This is a genomic window from Novipirellula rosea (genome assembly GCF_039541335.1).
Taxonomy (GTDB): domain Bacteria; phylum Planctomycetota; class Planctomycetia; order Pirellulales; family Pirellulaceae; genus Novipirellula; species Novipirellula rosea.
In genome coordinates, this window is sequence record NZ_BAABGA010000030.1 from 28899 (window position 1) to 46599 (window position 17701).

10 protein-coding genes are annotated in these 17701 nt (G+C 54.0%); 4 read left to right on the plus strand and 6 right to left on the minus strand.

From position 1 onward, the window contains the following. Positions 1-40: 40 nt before the first annotated feature. The 3 genes from ABD971_RS11630 to ABD971_RS11640 are packed head-to-tail and all read right to left on the minus strand — an operon-like array spanning position 41 to position 3008. A complete protein-coding gene (locus ABD971_RS11630) occupies positions 41-1111 on the minus strand; it encodes a hypothetical protein (RefSeq protein ID WP_345322199.1) in 1071 nt (356 codons plus the stop codon). Then, positions 1104-1595, minus strand: coding sequence for an RNA polymerase sigma factor (locus ABD971_RS11635; RefSeq protein ID WP_345322201.1), 492 nt, complete (start codon positions 1593-1595; stop codon positions 1104-1106). The genes ABD971_RS11630 and ABD971_RS11635 overlap by 8 nt, the downstream gene beginning before the upstream one ends. A 30-nt stretch (positions 1596-1625) precedes the next feature. Then, positions 1626-3008, minus strand: a complete 1383-nt coding sequence (locus ABD971_RS11640) for a serine hydrolase domain-containing protein (protein WP_345322203.1) — start codon at positions 3006-3008, stop codon at positions 1626-1628. Between the two features lie 387 nt (positions 3009-3395). Between ABD971_RS11640 and ABD971_RS11645 the strand changes: the two genes are divergently transcribed. The 4 genes from ABD971_RS11645 to ABD971_RS36035 are packed head-to-tail and all read left to right on the plus strand — an operon-like array spanning position 3396 to position 11130. Continuing rightward, a complete protein-coding gene (locus tag ABD971_RS11645; protein ID WP_345322205.1) occupies positions 3396-3776 on the plus strand; it encodes a BlaI/MecI/CopY family transcriptional regulator in 381 nt (126 codons plus the stop codon). Next, the gene (locus ABD971_RS11650) at positions 3773-10369 is read left to right on the plus strand and encodes a M56 family metallopeptidase (protein ID WP_345322207.1); all 6597 of its coding nucleotides are present in this window, start codon (positions 3773-3775) and stop codon (positions 10367-10369) included. Before ABD971_RS11645 ends, ABD971_RS11650 begins: the two co-directional genes overlap by 4 nt. Before the next feature lie 10 nt (positions 10370-10379). Continuing rightward, entirely contained in the window at positions 10380-10964 is a 585-nt protein-coding gene (locus tag ABD971_RS11655; protein WP_345322209.1) for a hypothetical protein, read from the plus strand. Between the two features lie 22 nt (positions 10965-10986). Continuing rightward, positions 10987-11130: an ISAzo13-like element transposase-related protein gene (locus ABD971_RS36035; protein WP_425571293.1), complete on the plus strand. Its 144-nt coding sequence runs from the start codon at positions 10987-10989 to the stop codon at positions 11128-11130. Here the strand turns inward: ABD971_RS36035 and ABD971_RS11660 are convergent. The 3 genes from ABD971_RS11660 to ABD971_RS11670 form a co-directional block, all read right to left on the minus strand. After that, positions 11110-12312, minus strand: coding sequence for a transposase (locus ABD971_RS11660; protein WP_425571297.1), 1203 nt, complete (start codon positions 12310-12312; stop codon positions 11110-11112). The genes ABD971_RS36035 and ABD971_RS11660 overlap by 21 nt on opposite strands. Positions 12313-14288: 1976 nt before the next feature. Next, positions 14289-15719: an ISNCY family transposase gene (locus ABD971_RS11665; protein WP_345322211.1), complete on the minus strand. Its 1431-nt coding sequence runs from the start codon at positions 15717-15719 to the stop codon at positions 14289-14291. 356 nt (positions 15720-16075) lie between these two features. Beyond that, positions 16076-17314, minus strand: coding sequence for a hypothetical protein (locus ABD971_RS11670; RefSeq protein ID WP_345322213.1), 1239 nt, complete (start codon positions 17312-17314; stop codon positions 16076-16078). Positions 17315-17701 lie beyond the last annotated feature (387 nt).

The following is a 17701-nucleotide window of genomic DNA, read 5'->3' on the forward strand; positions in this document are numbered from 1 at the left end:
GACTAAATTTCGCCGCCCGTCGTCGCAGCGACTCCCTGCGTCATTTTGGCGGCAAGACACCATCGTTTTGTTGCTTGATTGCGGTGCGATTCTCGGCCGTCCAAGGAACGTCATCGAGTACGACGGTGGAATCAGAGGAAGGTACCTTCAAGGTCAGCTCGCTTGTTTCACCGAGTGGATGGCCCATTCGTGTCAACACTTCGACCAAATCCTCTTCGAAACGCTTGTGGCTCAGCCCTAAATATCTCCACTCGCAGTACTCGACAATCTCGGACGCCTTGACTCCGTCGATCGCAACCAGTTCATACCATCGATCGTCAATTTCAATTTGAGGACGTTCGTCCTGCCAGCGCACGCCCGTGAACGGCGCAAGCTTGGGATAGTCGACCGCTTCACGATCCAGCCAAGTAAGGAACCCACTGAGAATCACGATAAAGAACGTTAAGCAGATGATTTGAATCATGAACGATCGATAGTTCGCTCGCTTCATTTCCGGCACTGTTTGCAGTGTCTCTTGCGCCATGTCTCGATCCGGGTTGTCGATCGCCTCAAGCATCATCGTGTAAGCTTCATCGAGCGGACCAAGCTCATCGGCGATAGCACGCTGGTTCATTCTCCAAATGACCCAGTACATCACTAACGTCGCAATACCGAAGCCGATCAGTAGCAACAAGTTCCCAAACCCATAGGTCATCACCATCAAGCCGATGAAAAATGGAAGCAGGTACCACCACGCAATATTTCGCAGCAAACGGATTTGCCTGCGAACCAGCGTCCGCTGATGCTCGGTAAAGTCACGCACGGAGAGTTCGTCGGGTGCGACTCGCAGACCGCGTCGTGCCCACAGCAGCACGGCTGATACCTCGACGCACGCCGCCACCACAATCAGCGATCCGACTCGGATGTAAAATTGATTGAAGAGCCAAACGTAGAATCCAAAGACGAAGATCAGGAACACGCAAACGCCCACCTCGCGCGCATCGCGTCCATCGAGCGTCGATTTCAACTTGCGGTGACACTTCAGCACTCGCTCAGCGACGCTATCTAGCAAGGCGGAATCGACACCTTCGGTATCGTCCCAGCTTTCTCGTAGCAAATCGAAGTCATCCATTGTCGTCCTCCCATGAAGCAAGCTTGCTGCGGAGACGGCTGAGCCGCGTACTGACGGCTGCTTCGGACGTTCCCAACACTTCGGAAATCTGCGATGGGTTGAGGCGTTCCATGTGCATGAGCAACACCGATTGATCGATCTCGGACAGTGTATTCAGAAAACGGACGAAGAGCGACCGCGTTTGCTGCTCGCTGGTCGTTTCCACTGATGCGTTGGTGTCGAGAAGTTCGCTTGACGCCTCATTTGCCTTCTTAAATTGCTTCCGTTGGTAAGTCAGTGCGGTATTGATCGCCACGCGGAAGCACCACGTCGAACACGCACTGCCTCCTTTGAACGATGGCAGGCTTCGCCAAACTTGCAGTAAGATTTCCTGCAACAAATCTTCGGCGGCATCGCCAGCGTAGGTGCGCGCGATCTTCCCGAAGCGCTGACGGTTCTCGCCAACGACCGTTGAAAATCGCTTCTCCTGGTCTGACTGTTCCATGTTTTTGCATCCGAGACTGACCGCAAGCTTCTACTCTCGTATCCGTATCGCACGCTGAGCGATGCCGTTCTGATGAAGCGTCAAGGCGTACGCCGGTACTCCGCCGGTCAAATGAAACTCAAGCGTGGCCTCGACTGACTTGTAGGACCACTTGGTGTCGAAGTCTCGAAAGACCTGCTGCGCTGGTTGGTCCGTGATACCCACCGTCATTCGTCCGTCAATCACATGCACATCGAAGATGAAGTTTGGCGCGAGTTGGTATCTACCTTCGAGACGTTTCGGATCGATTCCGTCTGCGAATGGCTTAATCTTAGGTTCGGCGTCGGAGGTTGTCGCGTGACGCATCAATCCAATCCCCAACGCGTCAATGTGAGGACCGGGTGCCGTGTTGGAAAGCAGGATGACTGCGACGCGGTGCCGACGGTTGACCAAGATGATTGAATGCGAGCCGCCGGTTTCACCGTTGTGCCATCGCGTTTGTCCGTCCGGCAGAATCATCCAGCTCAAACCCATTGCAGGACCGCTTTCGTCTCCGGTATGATGCTGCTGCCATGCAAGCTCGATCGCTTCACCAAGAGTTCCGCTTGGCGGATACAACTGCGCCCGCGCAAAACGCATCATGTCCCGAAGTGAGGCTCGTATCCCGCCAGCTCCAGGCAGATCAGCAAAATCCCACAACGGCGTTTCAACGCCGGCAGGCCGATGCGACATCGCGAGCCTTTGTTGCTGGGAAGTACTCAGTTCGATCGTGCAATTATCCATGCGCAGCGGATCAGCGATTTGCTTTTTGAGCAGTGCCGAGTAGCTCGAATGCTGATGCTGGGCAATCAGATAGCCCAGGACTGAGACTGCGAAGTTCGAGTATTCGTGTTGCGCTGCTGGCGATCGCGTGAGCTTCAATTCGCTCAAAAACGCTGCTGCTTTTTTGGCGTCAAAATCGTGGTAGGGATTGCGGGGCGAAACGACCTCGATGTTAGCTGGTAGCCGAGGCAGTCCTGAGCGATGCGTAGAAATATGCAGCCAAGTGATGGGATGATCACCATGCTTCGGAAGCTCAATCCCCGCTCCGTTTGTCACATCAACGGGATCGGACAAGTCGATGCTCCCGCGTACCGTCGCGTCGGCGAGCAGGAGAGATGTAAACACCTTGCTGGCAGATCCGATCTCATAGACCGTCAAGTTGTCGGGACGTTTGCCACGACGGCTCGTCCCGAAGTGATAGGTTCCGTGCCGATCGTCCTGGATGAATCCGATCGAAAGTCCGTCGACGACGCCGGATTGTACAAGCTGTTCGGCCTTTTCACTTACGACGGCTTTCGTGATCTCGGCTCCAAGGCATTGGCTCCACGACAACAATGCAAAGTACATAGCCACGAAAACGATGCCTCCGGTGACTGGCAAAACACGACGCATGGCAGATTCTCCCGCTTTCGGTTGAGGATGAAGGCAACTCGTTGATCGGAAATTGTTTCCGATCGCGACGACATTTGATTAGTCGCATCACCCTGCAAAATTTTCATTCTTGAATACGAGAAGTCGGAAAAAGATTGAATTCTGCTTGATCGATATTGGGATAACGGCAAGTTCCGTCAGAAAAAAATGGCGGCAAATCTGTAACGTTGAAGCGAAATTTGGGTTCTCTAGGTAGGGATGCGGCGTTTCGCAGGATTCCGGAACTATCGGCTCGTCAGTTGGAGACTCCAGAAGATTGCATCGATCGATGTCCGACAATCCGGTTGACTTGGCGAAACGCATCGCTATGATAGCGAAGCGCTTCGCTATTCGATAGAGGACTGATGGATGAGCCAGCATTTCGAGCCGACGGACGTTGAACTGCAAATTCTGGGCGTTTTGTGGCGTCAACCCGGCGCGACGGCCCGAACGATCCACAATGCCGTTCATGCCGACCAGGACAAGAACTATTCCACGACGGTAAAGATGCTGTCGGTCATGCTGGAGAAAGGCTTGGTGCGGCGTGATGACAGTGTCCGGCCGCAGACGTTCACCGCTTCGGTAACAAGGCGGAAGACTCAAAAGAGTCTCGTGACAAAGTTGGTGGAGAAAGCGTTCGATGGATCGGCATCCTCGTTGGTAATGCAGGCTCTTTCAAGCGGGAAGCCAACGGGAGAAGACCTGCAGGAGATTCGTGAACTGATCGAGAAGTTGGAGCAACGAAAATGAGCGTATTTGCAAGTCCGATTGTCGAGCGGATTGGTTGGATACTGTTGCATTCCAGTTGGTTGCTAGTGATTCCGGCGGTGATGTTTAGCGTGCTGCTCTGGCTGACGCCGAGCAGCTATTCAAGACTGCGATACGCAGCGGGCTTGGGAACCTTGGTAGTCATGGCCTTCCTTCCAATTTTGTCCGCTACCTTCGTTAATGTGACGGAGGTCGTCGCTTCGAACGAGGAAGGCGGAGTGTCGCAGGTTTCGGCGTCGGTCGATCGCGAGTTATCTGTAGTGAATGAGGTTGATTCGATCGAGCGGACTGAACCGAATGTCCCGATCGGCAATAGCCCAGTAGAACTGCCTAGCGATCAGCGTCGAATTGATTCCGTGCCGGGTGCGAACGCAGCGGGAGTGGCCGTTGTCGTAAATCCGAAACGACCGGAATTGAGTGAACAGGCCAGCGCATCACCCGATCAGTCAAACCGCCCGCTGAGCGAGCGAGTCGGCGTATCAAGCCCATTCGTTCGGCTTATTCTGAGTGTGAAGCCTTTCCTACCATTGGCTGTCGCTGGTTGGATGGTCGGCGTCTTGTTGATGTCGTTCCGGCTTTTGCTCGGTTGGCGGTCAGCGCGCAGACTGAAACGAGAGGGCGTCCAGCCTGTCCCTGAAACGATCGAGACGCTTTTTGATGAATTGAAGCAACGCATTGGCGGTTGCAAAGCGGCGTGTGTTGTTGAGTCTGCGCTGGTTGCTGTACCGTCGATCGTAGGCCATTTTCGTCCGGTCGTCTTGCTGCCCTTGTCGGCGTTAACGGGGCTTAGCGAAGGACAGCTTAGCGCCATCCTCGCTCACGAATTGGCCCATGTCAGGCGTCACGACTATTTGGTGAACATTTGCCAGACCGTCGTCGAAACGCTGCTGTTCTATCATCCAGCGGTTTGGTTCGTTTCGCGGTGCGTGCGAGAGGAACGCGAACATTGCTGTGACGACATCGCACTTCAGAACGGCTGCCAAGCTTCGGAATTGGCTCGGGCGTTAGTCACGGTCGAAGCGATTCGCCCGACCGATGGCCAGGGCTTGATTGACTCGCCTTTGATCCCTGCGGCTGACGGCGGCAGTCTATTGCTTCGAGTCCGTCGGCTTGCCGGTTGTACCTCTGATAAACACGTTGCGGGTCGATCCTGGATCGCGGGTGGCTTCGCATTGAGCTTGCTTGTTGCAGCGCTGCTCGCAAGTGCCACCAGCGTGAAGTCCGTTGCACAGGAGGACCAACCTCTGATAATTGATGGCGAAAAAGCCGAGGACGCATCGGTGACCGCCGCAGAGTCCGGCGTTCTGAATGGCGGACGCATCGATTTTGCCAATGGCTATTTCGTTGAACTGGCAGCCATTGGAGAACTGACGCGACCAGAATCCGACACCGCCGCCGTGACGGCATGGACGGCGTCCGGCAGTGTGATCGAGAGGCCGCCATTCTATGGAATCCAAGTCCGCCCCGGTTTTGAAGTTGCTGAGAATAAGATAGCACGAAAATTCTATCTTCGTGCGCGGATGCCAGCCGATACCGAAATCCAACTCGACACGGACGGAGAAACGGGCAGTGGTTCAGTCGTCCAGCGGAGTTCTAAGCCGCTGCATGCCGACATCGAAGCGAGCGTGCTGGCTGTGCTGCCCAAAGACCAAAAGACGATCGACTTGACAGTTAAATTGCAGCTTCCTTCTTGGAAAACCTTGGCGTCGTTCGATTTTGCTGGCGGTGTCAAGAATGGCGTCATTATGGATTGGGAGCGAAAGGTCAGCGAGTTCAGTCGTTACACCGCAACGGGCGACTTCGGAACCGACGCGACAAAGGACAACATTCGGGTCATCGCATTTGACCCGAAGCATCGGCAGTTGGAAGCGACTCAAACGAGCAGCAAAGGGAACGAAGAAGGACTAACGGAATTAAGTGTGGCATTCAAAAACAGCGACGGTCGACCTTCGCACATCGTCGTTCAAAAACGAATTGCGACGCACCCGATTGTCTTTCGAGGCGTACCGCTTTCACCAGGCAAGCACCGGGGTGTTGGAGTGACAGTACAGGGGAAACTGCTGGCTGGCTCAGCAGCACCTTTGCAGGGAGACTTCGTAACAACGAATGATCCGCAGCAGGTTGCCGGCGCGTCCCCGCCCAACCTCGGCCAAGCTGAGCGAGACGAGTCGGATCTCACGATTTGGATCGCCAACAAGTCGCACCCATTGTCAACCCTGTTGGCTGAGCCGATGGAACCTCTCTCGGCTAAGTTGCCCGGTGCTGGCACGTTCCAATTGGTCAGCGTTCGGGAGGCTGGCAGCGATTTGGCCGGCTGGCATGCCGACGGTTCACCGCGACTGGTTCCCTATAGCGATGAAAAGATGTGGTTGATGCGACCGTCAACGGATGACCGTCACCGAAAACTGGAGGCGATGTTCGAGTTCGTTGCTTCCTCGCCTGAAGTCCGCGTGGGGAAGATTCAGATCAGTCCAGAGGATGGCTCGGGCTCAACGTCACTCAAGCCAATCCAAGTCGGCGAGAATAACGTTTCTGGAGTAAGGCTGTTGCAAGCACTGAACATTCTGGACGATCGAGAAACTGAAGATTTTGTGGTCGATGTGTTTGCCGGTCCGCTCAGCAAACTGACAACTCTTCCAATTGGCGACCCGCCCGAGGACTTCGCTGATCAGTCTTGGCTTAGTTACAAGCCCGATGCTGAAACGAAGGATTTCGCTTTTCACATCAGCGAGCCGAAAGAAACGAAAGCTGGTTGGCGTCACGTGTTGTTGCTCGTCCTACCTGAGGAAGCGCCACAGGGCAGCGTTCTGACTGCGATCACAGCAGACGGGCAGAAGGTGGCGGGATTTACATCGTCGACGACGGGACGAAAGATTCTCGGTGTTTTCAACTTGCCGTGGGAGCAGAACATCGAGTCAGTCGAAGTCGCCACTCAGCCGCAACACTCGATGGTCTTTCGCAATGTCAGCGTTTGGTCGGGTCTGGGCTCGTCCGCCTTTGTCGACAAGCCAGAACCGGCTGCAATGGATTTCGAGTCACTCACGCCAAGCCGCGTTTTCCTTCGTCCGGACGGCGAGCGGATTGCAGAACAGGACGGCGTGGGCGTTGGTGTCAGCCCCGCCCTCCAGTCAATGCACGAAATCGAGCGACGTGGCGGATTGTTTCGCTTCGACGCCCAAGCCGAATCGCCCTCGGGTGAGAATCTGCCGTACCTGACGGAAATCCGTTGGAGAGACTTCCGAGCGGATGAATTGCGGTGGGTGCGTGCGCTTGCTGGCTTAACGCGGCTGGACCTCTCGTCCGAATTCATGAACGACGAAAGCTTGCAGTCGATTGCCCATCTGAGTACGCTCCAACAACTTGAGCTGAGTCGGTCGAGGCACCTGACGACCGCCTGTCTTCGCTCGATCGGCGAATTGACGGACCTTCGTGAACTCCAGTTGGTCAGCAGCTTGAAGTGGGATGACGAAGACTACGACGCGGACGATTTCAACCGTCTTCGCAATCTCACAAAGATTGTCGAGTGGAAACCGTACGACTGGCGGCTCGACGACGCGGGAATCGCATGGCTGAAGGCCGCCGACGAGTTGGAAATGGTTTACGGCTGGGGACCCGCCGTTACCGATGAAGGATTCGCCGCACTGGCGAACAAGCCGATGCTAGGCGTGATCCATCTGAACACGACTAAGATCACTGACCGATCGTACGAACTGCTGAAAGATCATCCAAAGCTCTATTGGCTACAGTGCAGTAGCCCCAACTTAACCGATGCTGCGATCGACTCAATCACCACGATGAGGAATCTGCGAGAGGTGCATTTGTTTGAATCAAAGGTGACTGATGTTGGAGTTCAAAAACTAATCGATGCGCTCGATCAATTGCCGCGATTAGAAACGGTCAATCTGTCAAACACGGCGGTATCGCAAGACGCTGTGGAAAAACTTCGGGCTGCTCGTCAAGGTTTGAGAGTTCTCGCAAGTCCCCCGCCGAGCAGCGAGAAAACGGAAGAACTCAACGCGAAGAAATTGGAGACGCCCGCGACCACGAATAGCGATTCACCGGACAGTCCAGTCTCTGCGGAAGAAGAAAGACAAGCGGATAGTCCGCTCTCGGCTACCGCCCCCCGAAGCGTCCCCTGGCCCGACGAGAAGTGGACCAAGTCGTTGCCTCCAAGTGGCAGCGGCATCCGTGTGAAGCTCGATGGTCGACGGTGGGTCGAATTCAACTCGGTCTATGCCACACAGAAGGTTAACGGCGAGCGGACGAAGATTCATTGGACAGCCGACGGCGAATTGATTGAGCCGCTCGCTGATTTTGATCCCAAGTCTCTTGTTCCCGATCGGGACGGTGGCGAGATGCCCAGCGTGACGCGAGGTTTCCTGATGCAAGTTGTCGGACCGAAAGGCACACGCTTCGATTTGGATACGAGTGGTTCCGGCGGCTACGGCAAGACCGAACACCCAGTTGATGATTCATTCGTCCAGATTCCTGTCGACACGATTGCCTCGAGCATTGGATACAACCACGCCTACGTGGAAGTGAAGGTCAGCCAAGATGTCAAAGAATTTATCTCGATCGATGATTCTGGATTCCAACTTTTGTCCGATCCAGATGAGAAAAGGCTATTCGTCGCGACCTCCAATGCGAGGGATTTCGCCTGGCGTTTGAAGATCGTGCGTGACGGCGAAGCCCTTGAAGTCGAACCATTTCTGGTTGGTGGTATCGCCGAGAGCAATTCATATTTATCCGACGAACTGAAGTCGTCACTAAAGGACAACTTTCGCAAGGCCCAAATTTTGGGATTTGCATTTGACAAAGATCAGCCGCTGCCAGAGTTGATCAGCCTTGAGCGAAGTCCCTACGACACGGTTCGGTTCGACAACCTGAGCGTTTTCCCTGGACCGCGCACGGCGGTGGTTGTATCGGTCAACGGCGTGCCAATCGACGATGAGAACCGGCCTAAGATAGAGTCCAACGAAGAGGTCGATTTGGATGACTCCAATGGAGACTTGGCCAATGACGAAGAACTTGAAACCGTCACATTGACGGGAACGGTCGTCGACGAAAACGGGATCGGTATTGCCGACTGTTGGGTCGGCTTGTTCATCCAACCGCAAGAACACTACGGCCAATCGACTCGGTCACCTCCGTGGGCGAAGGAGCCGCTGTCGGCCTTCGGTTATGGACCGCCGTTGACGTTGGAAACCCAAACCAATGCACTTGGACAATTCACGTTTGATGCACCGAAAACACATTTCGTCTTTGAAGGTCAGTTTTGGGCGATGCGGCCAGATGGCACGCTCGGCATGAAGTGGATGAACGCCGTGTGGTCCCATGTGCAGCAACCGAAGAACCTGAATCTCACGATCCGCGACGAAGAGGCGACCGTTCGAGTCATCGATCAAGACGGCGAGCCGGTTGCTGATGCCGACGTGACGCTCCAGGCTTACCGGATTCCCCGCAGTGTGACGCATCTGTTGCCGGAGTCGGTGCAACAACGAATGGTTTCAAAAACGAACTCCGCTGGCGAAGTCACTTTCGGCGGCATGGAAACCGCCGCGCTACGTGGAGTCAAGGTTTCAGCGAAAGGCATTGGCACTCAATTCCTAAGTGATCGTTTGGCGTCAGAATGGGTCCAGGGTGACCAGCCACTGACGTTGAAGTTGCAGCCGACCGCGCGTCTGGCGGGACGAGTCATCAACTTCGATCCGCAACTGGATCTGGGGCTGAAGCTGAAGGCTCGCACCGAGCAAAATGATGGTCGTCCACCAATGTATGGGCAAGAAATCGCCGAGGTGAAACCGGATGGCACCTTTGACTTTGAACACCTTGTCGCGGGTTGGGTGTCATTGGAGTCGTCGTTGCCGCCGGAGTCACAACGCAAGATTCGCTTCCAATTCATTCCGCAGATGACGGCTGGAGAGGATCGAACTCTGGACGCAACGCAAAATCCACAAATGGTTCCAGCAGTCGTTGTGCGACAGCGGCTGATCAAGAGTGACACCGGTGAAGGGATTCCCGATGCTCGACTAAGCGTCTTATGGGGTGATCCAGGCAACGGTGGAAGGTTTCAACAAAGCCGGGCGGTGACGACGGATGCCAATGGTTGGTGGATGGCCCGTGTACTGCCCGGCACGATCAACCTCCGTTTAGGAACAATTCCGGATGGCTACCGCAGCACCGCTTGGTTTGACGGACGCAACGGGCGTAGTGGCGTTAAAGCGATCGTGCCGGCAACCGACAAGCTCGTCACGCTGCCGCCGGAGCGATACGTGCCCGCAGTCGAACTGACCGGCAAGCTTCAGTTCGCCGACGGATCGCCTGCCGACGATTGGTCCGTCAACGGTCATCCGGTCTCGTGGGACGATCTCGGCCTCGGCGCGGTCCGCACAGGCAAAGACGGTTCGTTTACTTTAACCCATCCGACCGGTTATCCACCGAGATTCTTCAGCAGTAGCAACCGCCAGTGGATGACGGAGCATGATTTCACCGACCGCTACGTTAAGCCCAAACTCATTTCCAGTGATCCGCTAGTGCTGGAAATTCCAGGACCCAAAACGCAAGTCCCTGAATAGGAGACCCACAATGAATAAGTATGCCACCATGATTGGTGTCGCAGTTGTCATAGGTGCGGCAGCCGCGTTTTTGAATGCCGACGAAGAGATGCGGAAATCCGAGATTGACACATTTGATTCCGTGCAACAAAACAGCGACTATCGGGTTTCGCTTCTTGGCGTCACGAAAGGGGTTGCCTTTCTTGATTCTCAAGAACTGGTATCCGATGGCGGCCGTACTCCCGGCAACAAGGTAGTTCCATGGATGCGTGTGGCTACTGTTATCGAGAAACTCACCGACAAAGAGGAGCCTTGGGGCTTCAAAGCCGAAGGGGCTGACGGTACGGACCTACTTGGCAAAATCAGCATTGCAACGAATGGTCCAACGCACACAACTCGGAGCCGCGGTCTTGCGGAAATGGATCTTGATTTTCCGCCACTTCACGCTGCCATCTTCCCAACGGAAACGCCGAAAGGATCATCGCCAAAGTCGAAGGTCTACCTCTTCACATTGTCGGGCAAGATTCACAAGTTTGAGACTGTCACATTCCGTTTTTGGTTTGGCAATGACGCAGACCGTCGCGAATTAGTGTTCCAGGGTGTGCCGCTTCCGTAGCGAATCAAATACAGATATTGCGATGCCATGCCCGAGCAGAGTGGAAATCCGAGTCGCTCACTTGCCAAGTTACTGTAGCAAGTACAACCCGATCGAACGTCGTATTTTTTCGCACGTCGGTCGAGCCTGCTCGGGCCATTGGTGTCTACACATCGATTATCTCTGATAGAGCGGCGTTTTCCATGTCTTTCATCTCCTCGAGTGAAAGTTCGGTCGCCATCAAGTAGTCCAGCATATTCAAATGGACGTAATACCCAGCCAGTAAAGCTGGGCCGGTGAACTCCACGCCGCGTTTCATCCGGCGTCCACTTAATCGGATCAGATGTCGACGAAATTTAATCGCCGCTTCGCTCTCGCTGGCCTCCAACTGTTTCACTAGCACACACGCCATGGCGGCCAGAAGCAGACGCTTTGCGATCGCCAAACCCGTTTCCTGCTGCCAATATTCCAACTCCAATCCGTGACTCTTGAGCAGTTTAAAAAAACTCTCGATGCGCCAGCGGAAGTAGTACCATTTGCCTACTTCGGACGCATCAGCTTCATCACCAGGGACGTTCGTCAGTAGGGTCCACTGGGCGACGATCCAACCATCGTCATCGACCAGTCGCACAAAGACGGCACGAAGCTCGATTGGTTTGCCGGCGATCGACTTTTTCTCACCGTCGATGACGGCACTGTGGGGGCGATAAAGGGTCACGGTTCGCTCGCCCACTTGTCGCTGGACCTTCTTCCCCTCGTGAAGAGCTTTGCCCGCATCGACGTACTGAAACGTTTGATCGAGTTCCTCATCAAGTTCACTCAGCAGCACCGAGCGACCTTCGCACCGTACCCGACGATCATCACAGCGGACCAAGAACAAGTGGCCCAGGCTGTGCCAGCGTCGTAGCCGTCCCAGTGAGTCCGCTTCGCGATCGATTACATGAACAGGAGTTCGTAGCAGATCCCAGCCGTTGGAAGCCTCGGCCATTGTCGTCTCAAGCTGGTCGAGATGGTGCCCCTCCCACAGCGGAGGTTCCTTTGCGGTGCTGTGCAGAGCCTCGCTCGTCTTGAGGTGGATCTGCATGGGAGCCAGCGTGATTCCGGAGTCTGCCTCGACCAACAGGGCCGTCGTCAAGTCGTAGCCGATGTCCGTCTTGTGGGTGAGCTGAAGCAAGTCGCTCTTGCGATTGGCGTGGCTCTTGTAGTCCAGTTTGCACCAATCATGGGCGACCAAAACAAATTTGCTTTGGCTGTTCCGGCAGCCATCTCGACCAAGCTTCCTGAGGGGCTCCATAAGTTTCTCAAGCGAAACCCGATCATTCTTCAGGAAACGCCACAGGTTCTGACTGGCCGAAGTCGTTTTATCGATGTCCACCGGGCAGTGTGGCCCGGGGTTGGACCTTGTGGCAGCCTTCATATGCGACTTAACCTGTTTGCGATACTGTGTTTGCAGGCGTTTTTCCAACGCAATTTGAATCCCATCCGGCAATCAATATCAAATCGATCAATTTGTGTAGACACCAATGGCTCGGGCCGCTTGTTTGACTCACTCGAAACAGATGTCGATCAGATGCGTCAAACAAGCACGAGGGCGGGACTTCGAGCGACCGTCAACGTCATACGTCGAGCCTACCAAACCGGTCAGAAGCTTAATGAAGAACTGAAGTCTGAACTGAAAAACATCTACGATGAAGCTTGGCCAAAATGAAACTACACCACCAGCCTCTGAAGTCAGTACTTATTGTTCACGTGACGTTAAAAATTGTCGCTTGACGGCGTTTCAGCGGCAAAGCATCGATTGTCAAATGAGTTGTTCATTTCCATCGAGCTTGACACGACCTCTGAACAAATTGACAACGCCCAGATCATCCATCAAAAGGAGGGATTTGAATGAAGTTGCGACCTCGTTTTACTATTGCCACACTCTTGGTAGTAGTTATGCTTGCTGCATTCGGTCTTAGTGTATCCAGGTATTTCTCCGCTTCCGCCCGCTATCAACGAAATGGCGACGTTGAAACACTCCGATTGTTACTTTCGTCACAACTTCGCAGGGGCGACTGTATCAATCGGGTTTCATCGGTGCTCGGTAGCGGTAGGCACGATGACGGAACTCACCTCACGAAATTGCTAGAGTGGAAGGAAGGCCCGCACTTTAAACCTATAGTGATCGGTCCGGATGGAATTGAAGGCGGTGATCAAATTGTATTCTACTCAGCGGATCCGCAGCCATCATATCAACTTCAGTTCCGGAATGGCGTTCTCGTTAATTTCGATCCTAAGTTATATGTAGGTTCTGACATTCCACTTTCGGGGCTATCACAATGATCCGGAGGACACAGATGATCGCAAATCGTGCCGTCAGCTTACTTATTCTGGTATCGACCGCACTGGTCGCGAACGCTTCGTTTGCGGAGGAGAGTGATCGTTGGGATTACCCCGCGGGCCGTGCGGGAGTGAACCAAGTGAGTGCAGGTAAGGCGGGGCAACTTCGCGTGTACGACTGCGAGACTAGCGAATCCGTTGAGCGAGTTGTGTTGTGGTACGTCAAGCGTCTGGAACTGAGCGAGGAACACGGTTTAGTCAAAGCGGCGAAACACGGTCTCGACAGTCTCCAAGCTGGCACCCATTTTCAGCATGGATTCGGATACGACAACGTTGATCGCAGAGGCCACACGCAGATGGTCGCTCACCTATCGGAGGGACAAGCCCACGTAACGTTCCTGCATCGGCCTGATGTGGAACAGCCGCGAGTCGTCACGATCTCGATTGCCCAAGTGGCCGACCGTACGAGCGTTCATGTTATTCAAGGGCCGATGATCGTAGGCAAAAAGAACGAGAGCAGTGGACGGCAAAATGACGTTGGCTCGCTACAAAGAACCAGCGAAGCGCTCAGCGAAATTCATAAACTGTTAGCGGAACGTACGAAAGTAAAACTAAGGTCGTCCTTTCTGAGGAAAAACGTCGAAACCGCTGACAGAGGTAGCACTGAAATGAGGCCGGTAGAGGACCGGCTTATCGAGATTACAAATCGGTTGGAGGAGATTCATCGAACCGAGCTTGCTTCATATGAGAGGGTTGCAGACAACGCGGGGCTTGCAATGCAGGAAGAGCCGATGTTCGGCCAACCTTCCTACGGCGTCATCCTGTTTGCGACTAGCGTGCAAGAGATCAAGGCGAATGAGTTGCTGTTGTTCCATGGCGACTGGATCTATCGGACCGACGATACATTTTTGACGTTGCAGACACCCGGTGAAGGATTTTACTTCCGGCCGAATGACGACATTTCGAAGGGGACACGATTTGTGGTTGCTTGCCATCAAGATGCTACAGAGGAGATCGAAAACGTCAGACGCGGACTGATGCCAAATTCAAATCGAGCGAGTGATCCGAATCGAGCGTACCGGACCGAGATCTTTGGCAGGGACGGTAAACCAGTGGCCGGCACTCACCTCGTTGAGTCCGCAACAGCAGCCCGATGAATGTAGCTTCGCCAGTTTCGATGCCGCTGTGATGCAATCGCGTTTGGTGGAACCTCACTGAGCCTGTCTTGAGCCGATCGGCGTACTGGCCCGGATGGCGTGGCAGCACGCAAACATCTTCAACGATCTCGCAGAGTGACGCTTCGTTTGCGTCACTGAAAAAACCCCGATCGAAAGACGCTGTGACGATTTCGCCTCCATGTTTCTTTTGGACAATCTCCGTCTGATCAACCACGACATCCCGGTCACCAGCGTTGCGGTCGAGCAAGTGATAGTGGCTTATAAAACCAGCACCGTCTTCGTACACCAACGCCAAGCGACCGTATTGATTGGGCTGCCCCGCTTTGCCACGACGATACAACTGCGTGTGGGTCTCAAAGAGACTGAAAAGTTTATCGCAATTGGGGACGCTCTCGCCCATAAAAACTCGTCGGTATGCCGTGTCGCAGACTTGCTCGGTCAAGTCGATCCAATGCTGGATTGCCGCCATTTTGGACAACACTTCCACCGAGGAAGACTCGTTTCGTGCGGTTTCCACAAGGCCGACGGCTCGCTCGATCAACTTGCCGCAGCGATCCAGCAAGTCGCCATACAACGATTGCAACACATCGTTTTTACTCGGACTCTTGCTCGCCGCGATTCTTCCAATGGTTTGTTTCAGCTTCTTGATCTTCTTGACCAGATGATCGGATTGTCTCCAACCATCGACGTTGAGCAAGCGTGCCAGGTCGACACAAAAGGGAACGAATTTGCGGACACCATCAAAGATTAGGCTGCTCTCGGTGGGATGATGAATGTTGGTTTCAATGACAAAGGAGTCGGCGCGAACAGAGATGGCTGCCTCTGGCGCGATTGCGTGACCGGCGGAGACAATCGCTTCGTTGATCTTGGCGATGGTGCTGGGCTTGATCTGACAAAGCGTGTCGCGAATTCGTCTGAAAGGGAAACCGTCGGTGTCTTCCCACTGGCCGATTCCCATGATGCCACGCAGCGCACTGTGGTTCTCGACTTGGTCTTGCAGTTTGTCGTAGTCGCAGTTGCAACCGAGCCGAACCGCGGCGAGGACCACGACATGCCAGTCATCCATCCCGGGCCTGCCGACATCGCGTCGGGAATCTTCGTTCAGATCACCAGCAACCAACCGCACAACTTTCGTTCGTAGCTTGGTATCGGAATAAAGATGCTGCAGTCCCAACAAGACTGGAATCATTTCATCGCGACATTCCAGATTCAGTTGAACGTTTGCGATGGGGCTGGAATCGAACCGATACTGTGGCTGGTAGTGTTTGCGAACCACGTTCACTCCTCGAAGATTTGTGAGTTGATTTCGTTTTAGTCAACAAATTCAACGCGCCGGCCCGCTTGCGGGTTCGATCTTCGGGGAGCTTTTTCTTCAATTACTTCGTAAATTAACTGCGTTTTAAATTTCTGGACGGATACTAGCTAGACACCGTCGTCTGCGTGGTTAGCGGTTATGGCACTAGCCAAGGTTCCCTCTCGTAGATTTTTCAATGTGCTCAATCGGTGCTGCACAATCGGGGGCAGGCATGAATGGCACAGTGTTTCGCGGCGTCGATCGCCTCAATGATAGATTGCAAACGCGTCATGTCGCGCTGTTCAGGCGGTTCATTCCGTAGGCCGCAATTTGGACAGTCATTCGTCAGCCCGAACTAGCGCGGAATCGCGATCCATTTGCGTACTGGAGTCAAGCAGCCCATTTTGATCGAACACGACGATTTCATACTTCGTCGATGGGGGAATCCAAAGGACGAATCTTTGTTCTCCGTCTCTCATCATCACTTGATCTAGCGGGATTGCTGTGGTCGGTTCGCCATCCTTGTAAGCCGCGATTACGACCGGCCAATGCTTGGTGGTCCACTGCCCTGAAATGCGCTGCATTTCGTTCGGGAACAGAACTGTTCGATCTGCTGGAGCGGCGCTCTGATCCGGTGGGTGGACAAGAATTGCGTCGACACGAGGGACGTCTCTAATGCCGCCATCTGTCGTCGGTGGTGGCATCAACAAAACAGGTTCATCAAGATCTCCGAGTTCGGCCAGGGCGTCCGCCACAATGCGATACTCTTGAGCGTCGCGCATGGCGGACCATTGCCAAATCGTAAACGGTTCAATCCCCGTCTTGTCCCATAGAACGGCTGCAAGCCAACGTTGCTCGATGTCCGTCTCGTGTTTGAGTACATGCGCGAATCCAGCATGCACGATCAACTTCGTTTGCGAGTTGTCCGTAAATAGCTTGGCTAGTTTGGTTGCGGCAAATTCTTCTCTCCCTTCGTGTGTGAACGGGCGAAAATCGTACCCAAGTACCGTGAATTCCAAGTCGAGCGCCTTTCGCAGCACGTTGCCGAACTGAGGGTCGGAAGTGTAATAGCCGGTTTCGACAACGGGGTATCCACGAGATGTCAGCAGCTCTCCAGATTCGCCAATCGCTTCCGCTGCGTAATGGGTAAAACCGGCCTCGCGAAAAGTTGGCAATGTTGCGCCGATCATTTCGCGATGTTTGGACACGAAATGATCTTCCATCATCATGACGATGCGATTCTCCGCAGCGAATTGTCTGAATCCGTCGCGCCACGGCACCACATTCAATGTCAACTTGCTCGAATCCACGTCCAATAGTGGTGGATCATACTGAGGAAGGAAGTCCAATTGTCGAATCTCGTCATCACGTCCGAGAATCGCAAGATTCCAACCCAGTGGTTGAACTGTTTGCGCATCAGCGCCATCGTGCTCGATCTGAACAACGAATTGCAGTAACTGCCATTGCGCAACATTTTTGCCCACCCAAAAACGCCAAGCCAACCCCGCGATAGTCAAGATCGCGACGAAAGAGAAAAGTACGATTTGTCGGATTCGTCGTCGCGTTTTTGGTTTCATTTTATGTTGTTTGACGGCTTGAGCATTCCACGGAGCGCATGTTCCTCTTCCACTCTTCCACTCTTCCACTCTTCCACTATGCTTGAATCAAGATATCAAGATCTTCCGTCCCTGTTAGAACTGTCAACGGCGAGTGACGCTTGTCAACGGCGATCAAACCTGACCTCGTTGGCGTTTCCGACTCCCCATCGTGCAATCCACTCGGTGCCTCCCATAAATTGGATGCTCCAGAAGAACCTGTGTAAACCGATCCGATTGTCCAGTCAATGTTTTGCATTCGAATCTGCTCCAATACTCCCTGCCACTCAACGAACAACTGGTCTTCGATTGCGGTCGGTCGATTGGAAATCGACGTCGCGAGCGGCGAAATGTCCAAAGCGGTGTACA

Excerpts from the sequence above, each read along its gene's own strand:
- ABD971_RS36035 (WP_425571293.1), top strand. The coding sequence starts at position 10,987 with ATGCCATGCCCGAGCAGAGTGGAAATCCGAGTCGCTCACTTGCCAAGT.
- ABD971_RS11630 (WP_345322199.1), bottom strand. The coding sequence starts at position 1,111 with ATGGATGACTTCGATTTGCTACGAGAAAGCTGGGACGATACCGAAGGT.
- ABD971_RS11640 (WP_345322203.1), bottom strand. The coding sequence starts at position 3,008 with ATGCGTCGTGTTTTGCCAGTCACCGGAGGCATCGTTTTCGTGGCTATG.
- ABD971_RS11655 (WP_345322209.1), top strand. The coding sequence starts at position 10,380 with ATGAATAAGTATGCCACCATGATTGGTGTCGCAGTTGTCATAGGTGCG.
- ABD971_RS11650 (WP_345322207.1), top strand. The coding sequence starts at position 3,773 with ATGAGCGTATTTGCAAGTCCGATTGTCGAGCGGATTGGTTGGATACTG.
- ABD971_RS11645 (WP_345322205.1), top strand. The coding sequence starts at position 3,396 with ATGAGCCAGCATTTCGAGCCGACGGACGTTGAACTGCAAATTCTGGGC.
- ABD971_RS11670 (WP_345322213.1), bottom strand. The coding sequence starts at position 17,314 with ATGAAACCAAAAACGCGACGACGAATCCGACAAATCGTACTTTTCTCT.
- ABD971_RS11635 (WP_345322201.1), bottom strand. The coding sequence starts at position 1,595 with ATGGAACAGTCAGACCAGGAGAAGCGATTTTCAACGGTCGTTGGCGAG.